Origin of the sequence: Bifidobacterium pluvialisilvae, from assembly GCF_019331695.1 — a bacterium.
GTDB classification, from domain to species: Bacteria; Actinomycetota; Actinomycetes; order Actinomycetales; family Bifidobacteriaceae; genus Galliscardovia; species Galliscardovia pluvialisilvae.
The window spans coordinates 370,203-382,982 of sequence record NZ_JAHBBI010000001.1; the positions used below are offsets into that span (position 1 = coordinate 370,203).

The window sequence follows — 12,780 nt, forward strand, 5'->3', positions numbered from 1 at the left end:
CGATCGAACAGGAGCCATGACTATGAACACCGAGGAAATACGCTTCGCGCTCGCCCAGATCGACACCTGCGTCGGCGACCTTGACGGCAACGCGGCCAAGATCATGGAATACTCGCGCAGGGCGGCGGGGGACGGCGCCGACGTGGTCGTGTTCCCCGAGATGACGCTCACCGGATATCCCATCGAGGACCTCGCCTTCCGCGCCACCTTCCGCAAGGCCGCATGGGACACCGCCGACCGTCTGGCAAAGGACCTTGCCGGGGAGGGGCTCGGCGGCATGTACGTCGTGGTCGGCACCGTGGGCACCGAACACGGGTCCTCACTGCCACAGAATCGTCTCGTGGTCCTGCACGACGGCGTCGTCTGGGCCGGATACGACAAGCACTTCCTGCCGAACTACGGCGTGTTCGACGAGTTCCGCATCTTCAGCCCCGGGTCGAAGTCCGTGGTCCTGGAAGTGAACGGCCGTCGCATCGGCGTGGCCATCTGCGAGGACATCTGGCAGGACGGCGGCCCCGTCGCCGAGCTGGCCAAGCGCGACATCGACGTACTGCTCACCATCAACGGATCGCCCTACGAGGAAGGCAAGGGCGACACCCGCGTGGAACTCGGCGCCCGACGCGCCTCGGAGGTCGGTGCCCCGCTGATCTACCTCAACCAGGTCGGCGGCCAGGACGACCTCGTGTTCGACGGCGGCAGCTTCGTCATCGCGCCGGACGGCATGCTGCTGGAACGTTCCCCACGGTTCATGGAGGACCTGAGCTACTGGACGCTGCCTGCCGCGGGCGAGCGGCAGCGGGTCTCCACGCTGGCCGACGAGCTCGACCCCGACGAGGAGGTCTACACGGCCTGCGTCCTCGGGCTCAAGGACTACATGGCCAAGAACGGCTTCACCGGCGTGGTTCTCGGGCTTTCCGGCGGCATCGACTCCGCTCTGGTGGCGGCCATGGCGGCCGACGCCTGCGGGGGAGGGCACGTCTGGGGCGTCTCCATGCCCAGCATGTATTCCTCGGACGGGTCCAAGGACGATGCGGCCGACCTCGCCCGCAATCTCGGCGCACACTACGACATCCAGCCGATCGAGCCGTTGTTCAACGCCTACCAGAGCCAGCTCGCCCTCGACGGCGTGGCCGCCGAGAACCTGCAGGCACGCATCCGCGGCGTCATCGTCATGGCCTACTCCAACTCGAAGGGTCTGCTCGCGCTGGCCACCGGCAACAAAAGCGAGCTCGCCTGCGGGTATTCCACCATCTACGGCGATGCGGTCGGCGGCTACGCGCCCATCAAGGACCTGCTCAAGACCCGAGTCTGGCAGCTGGCACGATGGCGTAACGAGGCCGCCAAACGCGGTATCGGCATCAGAGGCCTCGCCGTCGTCGGCAACGAATCCGGATCCCGCGGCGTGCCTTGTGAAGAGATCATCCCCGTCAACTCCATCATCAAGCCGCCGAGCGCCGAGCTCCGCCCGGGGCAGAAGGATTCCGACTCCCTGCCCGAGTACGATCTGCTCGACAAAGTGCTCGCCGCATACATCGAACACGCCCACGGCAGGGCCGACCTGCTCGCCGACGGGTTCGACGAGAAGACCGTGGACACGGTCATGCGACTGGTCGACCGCGCCGAATGGAAACGCCGGCAGTACCCGCTTGGTCCCAAGGTGACGTCTCTGGCGTTCGGACGGGACCGACGTCTACCCATCACCAGCCGGTTCCGCGAATAGCGCCGTCGCCCGCCCGCATGACGTTCCACGCCCATGTGGAGAAACGCAGTCCGTGATATTCCACACAAGGAAAGGATCTACGATGAACGACAACAAAAAGAAGTGGTATTTCAACACGCGTACCGAGCAGGCCGAACTCGGCCCCAAGTCGCCGATAGGGGAGCGCATGGGGCCATATGACACCGAGGAGGACGCGCTCAACGCGTGGAAGATCGTCGAGGAGCGCAACCGCAAGTGGGAGGAGCAGGACAGGGGCTGGCGCTGATTCATGCCCCGGCCACCGACGCGGCCACGCCGGATCATCGGCGTGGCCGCGTCGGCGTTTCGCGGGCGTTCGAGGGCCCCGTTTCCGGCCTCGGCGCTCGTAATGTGAACTGGCTCATACCGGTTGTGTGACGTGGGTCATAAACGTGTCTGAGAGCGTGCTCTAAATGTGAGGAACGTCACGCCCCACAAGCCTTTCGGGGCGGAATCATTGGCTAGAATAAAAACTGACATCGGGCGATGATGCAGCCGATGCAATCCTCAACAAGGAGCGAATATGACAGCAGTAGATGCGGCTAAGCTTTCCGCCGAAGACCTCCAGGCCAAGGCCTGGGCCGGCTTCAATGGTGGCAACTGGCAGAACGAAATCGACGTGCGTGACTTCATCCAGAAGAACTTCACGCCGTACGAGGGTGACGAGTCCTTCCTGGCCGACGCCACGGAGAAGACCAAGCACCTGTGGAAGTACCTCGATGACAACTACCTCGCCGTGGAGCGCAAGCAGCGCGTCTACGACGTCGACACCCACACCCCTGCAGGCATCGACGCTTTCCCGGCTGGCTACATTGACAGCCCCGAGGTCGATAACGTGATCGTCGGCCTCCAGACCGACGTCCCCTGCAAGCGCGCCATGATGCCGAACGGCGGCTGGCGTATGGTCGAGCAGGCCATCAAGGAAGCCGGCAAGGAGCCGGATCCGGAGATCAAGAAGATCTTCACCAAGTACCGCAAGACCCACAACGACGGCGTCTTCGGCGTGTACACCAAGCAGATCAAGGTCGCCCGCCACAACAAGATCCTCACCGGTCTTCCGGACGCCTACGGCCGTGGCCGCATCATCGGCGACTACCGTCGTGTCGCCCTGTACGGCGTGAACTACCTGATCGAGCAGAAGAAGAAGGATAAGGACTCCATTCCTTACCGCAACGACTTCACCGAGACCGAGATCGAGCACTGGATCCGCTTCCGCGAGGAGCACGACGAGCAGATTAAGGCCCTCAAGCAGCTGATTACCCTCGGCAACGAGTACGGCCTGGACCTGTCCCGCCCGGCTCAGAACGCTCACGAGGCCGTGCAGTGGACCTACATGGGCTACCTCGCCTCCATCAAGAGCCAGGACGGCGCCGCCATGTCCTTCGGCCGTAACTCCGCCTTCTTCGACTGCTACTTCGAGCGCGACCTCAAGGCCGGCCTCATCACCGAGACCGACGCCCAGGAGATCATCGACAACATCGTGATGAAGCTCCGCATCGTCCGCTTCCTGCGCACGAAGGACTACGACAACATCTTCTCCGGTGATCCGTACTGGGCCACCTGGTCCGACGCCGGCTTCGCCGACGACGGCCGCGCCATGGTCACCAAGACCTCGTTCCGTCTGCTCGCCACCCTGACCCTCGAGCACCTCGGACCTGGCCCCGAGCCGAACATCACCATCTTCTGGGATCCGAAGCTGCCGGAAGGCTACAAGCGCTTCTGCGCCAAGATCTCCATCGACACCTCCGCCATCCAGTACGAGTCCGATAAGGAAATTCGTGGCCACTGGGGCGACGACGCCGCCATCGCCTGCTGCGTCTCCCCGATGCGTGTCGGCAAGCAGATGCAGTTCTTCGCCGCTCGTGTGAACTCCGCCAAGGCCCTGCTGTACGCCATCAACGGCGGCCGCGACGAGATGACCGGCATGCAGGTCATCGACAAGGGCGTCATCGACCCGGTTGCTCCGGAAGCCGACGGCACCCTCGACTACGCCAAGGTCAAGAACAACTACGAGAAGGCCCTCGAGTGGCTGTCCGAGACCTACGTGCAGGCTCTGAACATCATCCACTACATGCACGATAAGTACGCCTACGAAGCCATCGAGATGGCTCTGCACGACAAGGAAGTGTACCGTACCCTTGGTTGCGGTATGTCCGGCCTGTCCATCGCCGCCGACTCCCTGGCCGCCATCAAGTACGCCAAGGTGTACCCGATCTACAACAAGGACGCCAAGAACCTCGAAGGCCACGAGTACGAGTACGTCGAGGGCGCTGACGACGATCTGGTCGTCGGCTACCGCACCGAGGGCGAGTTCCCGATCTACGGTAACGACGACGATCGCGCCGACGACATCGCCAAGTGGGTTGTGTCCACCGTCATGGGCCAGGTCAAGCGCCTGCCCGTCTACCGTGGCGCCGTTCCGACCCAGTCCATCCTGACGATCACCTCCAACGTCGAGTACGGCAAGAACACCGGTTCCTTCCCGTCCGGCCACAAGAAGGGCACGCCGTACGCCCCGGGTGCCAACCCGGAGAACGGCATGGACTCCCACGGCATGCTGCCGTCCATGTTCTCCGTCGGCAAGATCGACTACAACGACGCTCTTGACGGCATCTCGCTGACCAACACCATCACCCCTGACGGTCTTGGCCGCGACGAGGACGAGCGCATCAACAACCTGGTCGGCATCCTCGATGCCGGCAACGGCCACGGCCTCTACCACGCGAACATCAACGTGCTTCGCAAGGAGACCATGGAAGACGCCGTTGAGCACCCCGAAAAGTACCCGCACCTGACCGTGCGTGTCTCCGGCTACGCTGTGAACTTCGTGAAGCTCACCAAGGAGCAGCAGCTCGACGTCATCTCCCGTACGTTCCACCAGGGAGCCGTCACCGACTGATTCTCTGAACCAGTCATGACCGCGTAAGCGGTACCATAAATGGGGACGGGGCACATGCTGCTCCGCCCCCTTTTCTCTAGAAATGAGGACGCCGATGTCTGAGAGCATTCAATTCAAAACCACACAGCCGCATATGCTCAAAACCAACAAGGAGTACGCGAGCCAAACCCTGATGGGAGGCCTCTCCGGCTTTGAATCGCCCATCGGCCTCGACCGCCGCGACCGCATCCGGGCGCTGAAGTCGGGCGACATCGGATTCGTCCACTCATGGGACATCAACACGTCCGTCGACGGCCCGGGCACCCGCATGACCGTCTTCATGAGCGGCTGCCCCCTGCGCTGCCAGTACTGCCAGAACCCCGACACGTGGAAGATGCGTGACGGCAAGCCCGTCTACTTCGACGCGATGGTCAAGAAGATCGAACGGTACAAGGAGCTGTTCAAGGCCACGGGCGGCGGCATCACCTTCTCCGGCGGCGAATCCATGATGCAGCCAGCATTCGTCTCCCGTGTGTTCCGCGCCACCAAGGAGATGGGCGTGCACACCTGCCTCGACACCTCCGGCTTCCTCGGCGCCAACTACACCGACGACCAGCTCGACGACATCGACCTGTGCCTGCTTGACGTCAAGTCGGGCGACGAGGCCACCTACAAGAAGGTCACTGGCGGCATCCTCCAGCCCACCATCGACTTCGGCCATCGTCTCGCCGAACACAACGTGAAGATTTGGGTGCGGTTCGTGCTCGTCCCCGGCCTCACCGATTCCGAGGAGAACGTCGAGAACGTCGCGAAGATCTGCGCGTCCTTCGGCGACGCCGTCGAACACGTCGACGTGCTCGGCTTCCATCAGCTCGGGCGCCCGAAGTGGCACGAGCTGCGCATCCCCTATCCGCTCGAGGACGCGAAGGGCCCCTCGGCCAAGCTTCGCCAGCGCGTCGTCAAGCAGTTCGAGGACCACGGCCTGACCGTGTACTGACAATGGTCTGACATGGCATGATACGACTTTCATCGTCCCGGTTCCTTTGCCAAGGACCGGGACGATTGGCATGTGCCGATATCGGCAACCGGGTCAACGCCTCAACGATGGGTTTGTGCATCATTGCGGATTTGAAATCCGCATGATTCCGTCCGTCGTGGGCTACAGTTGAGTTATGGCTGAAATCTACACGTTTCCCATGGGCGTGTCGGCGATGACATCCCAACCCTCGCGTGCAGCCTCGTCCGAAAGCGATTGTGGCCGCATGGTTCCCGACGTCGTGCTGCGCGCCGTCGACTCGGTCAGGTCCATGACATTGCGCGGCGACGTCTCCTATCAGGAGATTCCGGTATCGGCGAATCTGGCGGACTATGGCATCGGCGTGCGGATGGACATCGCCGACGAATCCCCGCACCAGACGTCAGGATGGATCATGATCCTGTATTCCAGCCGGCCCCGGGCGGAATGGAAATCGCATTGGCGGTGCGTCGCGTTCGCGTCGACGAGCTCCCAGGTCCTGCTGCACGACAGCCTGACGCCCACATTGACGTGGGATTGCCTGGAACGTATGATCACCGGCGTTGAAGAGGAAACCCTTGGTGGTACGGTAAGTCTGAATCGCGACACGTCATTCGGCACGTTGGCACGGTACACGACCAGAAACAGCCAGTCGGGATGTGAGCTGCGGGTCTCATGGACCCCGGTCTCCACAGACGACGGCGGCCTCGACGCCGGATCCCAGATTGATGTCTGGGCGCGGTTCCTGAAAACCTTGACCGCCGATGAAGAATGGGAAGATTCGATCAGTGACTGACGTCAAAGAGCCGCATCTGCTGAAGGAGCCGCGCGGGGGAGTGCCCGACGTGATCGATACGCGTGACGCTTACGAACGCATGGTGGAACGCTACGCTCGCGCCGAAGGGCCGCTTGCGGCGGACGCCGAGAGGGCATCGGGTTTCCGATACGGCCAGGACGACTGGCTGGTGCAGTTCAAACGTGGTGACGCGGGCATCGCGCTGTTCGACCCTGTCGCCCTGAAGGCCCAGGGCGTCGACTGGAGGGATTTCAACGAGGCCGTCAAGGGGACGGATTGGATCATCCACGACTCCCTGCAGGACCTGCCGGGCTTCGCCGATCTGGGCATGAGGCCGGATGCGGTGTTCGACACTGAGGTCGCCGCGCGCCTGATCGGCGATACGCGGTTCGGACTCGCCGCGGTGACCGCCAAGTATCTGGGACTGGTGCTGGCGAAGGAGCATTCCGCCGCGGACTGGTCGTATCGGCCGCTGCCCCGCGACTGGCGCAACTACGCCGCGCTCGACGTCGAAGTGCTGATAGAGCTTCGTGCGCGACTGTTGGCCGAACTCAGGAGGCAGGGCAAGGAGCAGTGGGCCAGAGAGGAATTCGAATACCTGCTCGGCAAGGGGATGAGCCCCAGACCGGTGCACGCCGAGCCATGGCGGCATGTATCCCACATCAGCGCATTGCACAGCGACCCTCGTGGGCTGGCGGTCGTCAGAAGCCTGTGGACGGCCCGGGAGAGCTCCGCCCGGGAGCTCGACATTTCGCCCGCGCTGCTGCTGTCCGACGCCGCCATCATCGAAGCGGCGCAGCGCAAACCGCATAACAACCGCTCGTTCAAGGCCATACGTTCGCTGAACGAACGCGTGCGCATGCATACGAACTCCGAACAGGACAAGATGTTCGAACGCTACGCCCCCTTGCAGCGTAAGGTGCGCCCGGCGATATGGAGACAGGCCATCGCCGAAGCGCTCGCGCTGCCCCGCGAGGAGCTGCCCGATGCCTCCTCGCGGCCGGTGAACGGCGAGAAGACCAACGCGCCGCGTTCCATGAAATACTGGAAGGAGCATCATCCCGCACGATTCGCCCGGTTGCAGGCCGTGCGCCGACTGATCGCGCAGATCGGCGAGGACACGCGCACGCCGATGGACGTGCTCATCAAGCCGCAGATCATCCGCAACCTGTGCTGGTGCGACCCGCTCCCGGAGGACATCGCCGGATTCCTTACGGCACAGGGCGCAAGGCGTTGGCAGGTTTCGCTGATTGCAGAGTCCGTGAGTAGGGTTACAATGTAACGGTTGCCTTGATTGGCTGTAAACGAAGTTTTTCTACGAATTGGAGCGCAGAGTGAAAATCAGCGTGAGGAATCTGGAACCCACCAAGGTCCGTCTGACCGTCACCGTCGATCCCGCGGAGTTCGACCCGTATCTGGACGCCGCCCGCAAGGAGATCGGCAAGCAGGTGAACGTTCCCGGCTTCCGCAAGGGTCATGTCCCCGGCAAGATCATCGACCAGCGCATCGGCTTCGGCGCCGTTGCGGGTGAGGCCGTCAACAGCGCCGTCCCGGAGCTGTATTCCAAGGCCGCCGAGGAGAAGGAACTCCGTCCGATGGACCAGCCGAAGTTCGACATCAAGGAGATGCCGGAATCCGCCAAGGACGACACCAAGCTGAAGTTCACCGCCGAGGTCGAGGTCCGCCCGAAGTTCGACCTGCCTGAACTGGAAGGCCTGAGCATCGAGGTCGCCAAGCCCGCCGTCACCGACGAGGACGTCGAGAAGCGTCTTGAGAACCTGCGTCAGCGCTTCGGTACCCTGGTCGGCGTGGATCGTCCCGCTGCCAAGGGCGATTTCGCCAACATCGACCTCGACGCCCAGATCGATGGCGAGTCCGTCGACTCCCAGGAGGGCGTCAGCTACGAGCTCGGCTCCGGCACCATGCTTGACGGCATGGACGAGGCCCTCGATGGCCTGTCCGCCGGTGAGGAGACCACGTTCGAAAGCACGCTCGAGGGCGGCGACCACGCAGGCGAGAAGGCCCAGATCAAGGTCAAGGTCAACTCCGTCAAGTCCGAGGAGCTCCCCGAGCTCAACGACGACTTCGCCCAGGACGCCTCCGAGTTCGACACCCTCGACGAGCTCAAGGCCGATATCCGCAAGCAGTGCGAGCGTGACGCCGAAGGCCGCCAGGCCAACGACGCCCGTGACGCCTTTATCGCCAAGCTGCAGGAATCCGTCGAGATTCCGGTGCCGAAGGGCATCAAGGCCAACCTCGTCTCCGAGCGCATCAAGCAGATGACCCCGGATCCGGAATCCGCCACCGCCGATCAGAAGAAGGAAGCCGAAGCGGCCGCCGAGAAGGAGCTTCGCGACCAGATCACGCTCGACGCGCTGGCCGAGAAGATGGACGTCAAGGTCTCCCAGAACGATGTCATGCAGTTCCTGTCCTCCATCGCCCAGCAGTACGGCATGGACCCGAACCGTTTCATCAGCTCCATCGTCCAGAACGGCCAGATCGGTTCCGCCGTTCAGGAGGTCGGCCGTTCCAAGGGCCTGCTGGCCGGCATGCGCGCCGTCTCCTTCGTCGATCCGGAAGGCAACGCCCTCGATCTGAGCCAGTTCCTCGGTGAGGAAGAGGAAGCCCAGGAGAGCGTCGAGGCCGCTTCCGCCGCTGCCGCCGTCGCCGACCAGATCGCCTCCGACGACGACAATGAGGGCAAGGACGCCGAGTGACATCATGGATCGTGATGTGATGGGTGGCATCATCCCCTCGCAACAGGTCCGTTGAATGCGGGAATGCGCAGGCCTTCGTGCCTGCGCATTTGCATATTCAATGGCGTCTCGTCGCCAACGCTTTCCCGTCATCTTTGCGCATTCAGCGCAAAATACCATGGAAGCGGAAAAAGGGCGGTAGCCTACTACTAGTGCCGAAAAAATCGGCGAACAATGCAACCGTTGAATCGCGCAACCATGCGTCGTGCGCATAAGGAGATAGGTGACAAGGTGACTACCATGCTTACCCCATCGCCGGTGATGGACGAGGGCGACGCCCCTGCCGGTCCCATCGACCCGATTTTCAATCGTCTGCTCAAGGATCGCATCATCTGGCTGGGCGAGGAGGTCAAGGATGACATGGCCAACCGTATCAGCGCCCAGATGCTGATGCTCGCGGCCGAGGATCCGAAGAAGGACATCTGGCTGTACATCAACTCGCCCGGCGGCTCGATCACCGCCGGCATGGCGATCTACGACACCATGCAGCTCATCGAACCGGACGTCGCAACCGTCGGCCTGGGCATGTGCGCCTCCATGGGCCAGTTCCTGCTCAGCTCCGGCACCCCCGGCAAGCGTTTCCTCACGTCGCACGCGCGCGTGCTCATGCATCAGCCCTCCGGCGGCATCGGTGGCACCACGACCGACGTGCGCATCAGCGCCGAGCTCATCATGGACATGAAGCGCACCCTCGCCGAGCTCACCGCCCAGCAGACCGGGCACACCCTCGAGGAAATCTACCGGGACAACGAATACGACCACTGGTACACCGCACAGGAAGCGTTGGACTACGGGTTCGTGGACAAGATCGTGACCACCGCGGGCACGATGAACGCCGAGAAGAAGGGTGAGTGATATGGCCTCCGAAGAAGCACAGTACGTGGCACGCGCCCAGCGCCTCGCCGGCATGATGCCACAGAACCGTTACATCCTTCCCCAGTTCGAGGAGAAGACCCCGTATGGGTTCAAGCGTCAGGACCCCTACACCAAGCTGTTCGAGGATCGCATCATCTTCATGGGCGTGCAGGTGGACGACACCTCCGCCGACGACATCATGGCGCAGCTGCTGGTACTGGAGAGCCAGGACCCGAACCGTGACGTCATGATGTACATCAATTCGCCCGGCGGGTCCATGACCGCGATGACGGCCATCTACGACACCATGCAGTACATCAAGCCCGACGTGCAGACCGTGTGCCTCGGACAGGCGGCCTCCGCGGCCGCCATCCTGCTCGCCGCCGGTACCAAGGGCAAGCGCCTGATGCTGCCGAATGCCCGTGTGCTCATCCACCAGCCGGCCATCGGCCAGGGCTTCGGCAAGGCCACCGAGATCGAGATTCAGGCCAAGGAGATGCTCCGCATGAGGGAATGGCTGGAACAGACCCTTATGAAGCACACCGGCCAGGACATCGAGAAGGTGCGCAAGGACATCGAGGTCGACACGTTCCTCACCGCCCAGCAGGCCAAGGATTACGGCATCGTCGACGAAGTGCTGGAGCACCGTCAGTAGTACGTGCGCATACAACGACATGGACCGGGACCACATCGGTGGTCCCGGTCCTGTCGAATCCGCGTCGATTATCCATGTGAGGAGGGAAACCCGGTGGGACAGGTGGTCAGCTACAACGAGGAGATTCCGAACTGCACCTTCTGCGGCAAAAGCGAGCATCAGGTCCGCAAGCTCGTCACCGGTCCCGGGGCATCGATCTGCGACGAATGCATCGAACTCTGCGTCGAAATCATTTCGGACGAACGACGCCATGATGCGGAACGCAACGCATTGAGGCTCCCCACGCCACGGCAGATATTCCAATATCTCGAACGGTACGTGATCGGACAGCAGGACGCGAAACGCACATTGTCCGTGGCGGTGTACAACCATTACAAACGCGTGAACATGGAGATGCGGGAGAAGGCCACGCGGCTGATGACCGGTCAGATGCGCAACAGGGGGCCACTCGCCGACGTCGAGGTGGCGAAATCCAATATCCTGCTTCTCGGCCCTACAGGTGTGGGCAAGACCTATCTGGCGCAGACCCTGGCGCGGGTCATGAACGTACCGTTCGTCATCGCCGACGCGACGACGCTCACCGAGGCCGGGTACGTCGGCGACGATGTGGAGACCGTGTTGCAGCGGCTCATCCAGGCCGCGGACGGTGACGTCGAACGTGCCGGTAAAGGCATCGTATACATCGACGAAATCGATAAGATCGCCAGAAAGACCGGTGAGAACACGTCCATAACCCGTGACGTCTCCGGCGAAGGCGTGCAGCAGGCCCTGCTGAAGATCATCGAGGGAACGGTTGCTTCGGTCCCGATGGAAGGGTCGAGGAAACATCGTGATCAGGAGACCGTACGCATCGATACCCGCAACATTCTTTTCATCTGCGGCGGTGCGTTCGTCGGTCTCGACGGTATTGTCTCCCAGCGTCTCGGCAGGCACGAGAGCGGGTTCAACTCCATGTGGAAGAAGACCGAGATGCCGGACGCCGACGTACTCAAGCAGGTGAGCGCGGACGATCTGGTGGAATACGGTCTGCTGCCCGAATTCATCGGACGACTGCCTGTGGTCAGTGTATTGGACGATCTGACCGTCAAGGATCTGGAGAAGATTCTCACCGAGCCCGCGAATGCGCTGACCAAGCAATATCAGAAGCTGCTTTCCGTCGATGACGTGAAGCTCACCTTCACTGACGACGCCGTCACCGCCATCGCCGCAACCGCCGCGGCACAGGGGACTGGTGCGCGCGGGCTGCGTTCCATCATCGAACGCATACTGGAATCGACGATGTTCCAGTTGCCCGATCATGATGATGTGGATGAGGTCGTCGTGGATGCCGCGGCGGTATCCGGCGATGCGGAGCCGCAGATGATCAGGCATCGAGAGCGAAGGGTCGCGTGACATCAAGCGGGATTGCTTCGCTTGTTAGTCCTGAGGTGAGCGAAAGAATAAAAGTGTAGATGAAAAAAACCGGAGCCATAACCATGACTCCGGTCTTCTTTTAGCTCCTGCGGCTGGGCTTGAACCAGCGACCGTCCGATTAACAGTCGGATGCTCTGCCAACTGAGCTACGCAGGAATAATTCCTGTGCATACTTTGTGCTGTGCACAAAACAAAAATGATATACGTGTATGAGAATTTATGCAAGGTCGGCGTGTTCCATCAGGGGAGCTTCAATCATCACTGGTTTTCCCTAGTAAATGTGTTGTTTGTGCCTGTTGGCTGAAAATTGTTCGTAAGGTATCAATGCGGTTACCTTCAGGCAATCTTGATGGTGTTCTTTTGATTTTAGAGACGAAGCTGCTCCAAGGATGAAGCATGCTGTTTTGCGACACGCCGGGGGAGGCGTTTGTTTTCAACGTTTTTGGTGGGTTGGTTTTGGGTTGGTTTGCGTTGTTGGTTGGGGTCGTGTATGTTTATCTCTTGCTGCCCGGCACGGATGGTTCAGGTTTTGGCTTGGATGTTTGGTCTGGTGTGGTGGTGGTTTGAGAACTCAAGAGCGTGTTTTGTACTACTGAATTGTTTTTGATTGCCAGTTGATGGCTGGTTTGCCGCCTTGTTTTTGGGGTGGTTGGCTGGTCGTCTGTTTTTGATTG

11 protein-coding genes and 1 tRNA gene are annotated in these 12,780 nt (G+C 61.6%); 11 read left to right on the forward strand and 1 reads right to left on the reverse strand.

Annotated elements, in window-relative coordinates:
- The first annotated feature begins 22 nt into the window (after positions 1-22).
- The 10 genes from KIH77_RS01450 to clpX all read left to right on the forward strand — a co-directional run bounded on the left by KIH77_RS01450 (position 23) and on the right by clpX (position 12,085).
- On the forward strand, positions 23-1,720 hold the full coding sequence (locus KIH77_RS01450; protein WP_219099335.1) for an NAD+ synthase: 1,698 nt from the start codon (positions 23-25) through the stop codon (positions 1,718-1,720).
- A gap of 82 nt (positions 1,721-1,802) precedes the next feature.
- Positions 1,803-1,985 carry a hypothetical protein gene (locus tag KIH77_RS01455; protein WP_219099303.1) on the forward strand — a complete coding sequence of 61 codons (183 nt, stop codon included), beginning with the start codon at positions 1,803-1,805 and terminating at the stop codon, positions 1,983-1,985.
- A 276-nt stretch (positions 1,986-2,261) separates the two neighbouring features.
- Positions 2,262-4,637, forward strand: a complete 2,376-nt coding sequence (pflB, locus tag KIH77_RS01460; protein WP_219099304.1) for a formate C-acetyltransferase — start codon at positions 2,262-2,264, stop codon at positions 4,635-4,637.
- A gap of 94 nt (positions 4,638-4,731) precedes the next feature.
- Positions 4,732-5,613, forward strand: coding sequence for a pyruvate formate-lyase-activating protein (pflA, locus tag KIH77_RS01465; RefSeq protein ID WP_219099305.1), 882 nt, complete (start codon positions 4,732-4,734; stop codon positions 5,611-5,613).
- A gap of 175 nt (positions 5,614-5,788) precedes the next feature.
- A complete protein-coding gene (locus KIH77_RS01470) occupies positions 5,789-6,427 on the forward strand; it encodes a DUF3000 family protein (RefSeq protein WP_219099306.1) in 639 nt (212 codons plus the stop codon).
- Positions 6,420-7,709 carry an HRDC domain-containing protein gene (locus KIH77_RS01475; RefSeq protein WP_219099307.1) on the forward strand — a complete coding sequence of 430 codons (1,290 nt, stop codon included), beginning with the start codon at positions 6,420-6,422 and terminating at the stop codon, positions 7,707-7,709. Before KIH77_RS01470 ends, KIH77_RS01475 begins: the two co-directional genes overlap by 8 nt.
- 52 nt (positions 7,710-7,761) lie before the next feature.
- A complete protein-coding gene (gene tig / locus KIH77_RS01480; RefSeq protein ID WP_219099308.1) occupies positions 7,762-9,144 on the forward strand; it encodes a trigger factor in 1,383 nt (460 codons plus the stop codon).
- Between the two features lie 279 nt (positions 9,145-9,423).
- Positions 9,424-10,038, forward strand: a complete 615-nt coding sequence (locus KIH77_RS01485) for an ATP-dependent Clp protease proteolytic subunit (protein ID WP_236024365.1) — start codon at positions 9,424-9,426, stop codon at positions 10,036-10,038.
- Between the two features lies 1 nt (position 10,039).
- A complete protein-coding gene (locus KIH77_RS01490; protein WP_219099309.1) occupies positions 10,040-10,693 on the forward strand; it encodes an ATP-dependent Clp protease proteolytic subunit in 654 nt (217 codons plus the stop codon).
- Positions 10,694-10,786: 93 nt separating this feature from the next.
- Positions 10,787-12,085 (forward strand): ATP-dependent Clp protease ATP-binding subunit ClpX, encoded by a 1,299-nt coding sequence (gene clpX, locus KIH77_RS01495; RefSeq protein ID WP_219099310.1) that lies wholly within the window; start codon positions 10,787-10,789, stop codon positions 12,083-12,085.
- Positions 12,086-12,189: 104 nt separating this feature from the next.
- On the opposite strand, the gene KIH77_RS01500 is transcribed toward clpX, so the two are convergent.
- Positions 12,190-12,262: transfer RNA gene (locus KIH77_RS01500), tRNA-Asn, on the reverse strand.
- Positions 12,263-12,502: 240 nt separating this feature from the next.
- On the opposite strand from KIH77_RS01500, the gene KIH77_RS01505 reads away from it, so the two are divergent.
- The gene (locus tag KIH77_RS01505; RefSeq protein WP_219099311.1) at positions 12,503-12,673 is read left to right on the forward strand and encodes a hypothetical protein; all 171 of its coding nucleotides are present in this window, start codon (positions 12,503-12,505) and stop codon (positions 12,671-12,673) included.
- Positions 12,674-12,780 lie beyond the last annotated feature (107 nt).

Excerpts from the sequence above, each read along its gene's own strand:
- KIH77_RS01450 (WP_219099335.1), top strand. The coding sequence starts at position 23 with ATGAACACCGAGGAAATACGCTTCGCGCTCGCCCAGATCGACACCTGC.
- KIH77_RS01455 (WP_219099303.1), top strand. The coding sequence starts at position 1,803 with ATGAACGACAACAAAAAGAAGTGGTATTTCAACACGCGTACCGAGCAG.
- pflB (WP_219099304.1), top strand. The coding sequence starts at position 2,262 with ATGACAGCAGTAGATGCGGCTAAGCTTTCCGCCGAAGACCTCCAGGCC.
- pflA (WP_219099305.1), top strand. The coding sequence starts at position 4,732 with ATGTCTGAGAGCATTCAATTCAAAACCACACAGCCGCATATGCTCAAA.
- KIH77_RS01470 (WP_219099306.1), top strand. The coding sequence starts at position 5,789 with ATGGCTGAAATCTACACGTTTCCCATGGGCGTGTCGGCGATGACATCC.
- KIH77_RS01485 (WP_236024365.1), top strand. The coding sequence starts at position 9,424 with ATGCTTACCCCATCGCCGGTGATGGACGAGGGCGACGCCCCTGCCGGT.
- KIH77_RS01490 (WP_219099309.1), top strand. The coding sequence starts at position 10,040 with ATGGCCTCCGAAGAAGCACAGTACGTGGCACGCGCCCAGCGCCTCGCC.
- KIH77_RS01505 (WP_219099311.1), top strand. The coding sequence starts at position 12,503 with ATGCTGTTTTGCGACACGCCGGGGGAGGCGTTTGTTTTCAACGTTTTT.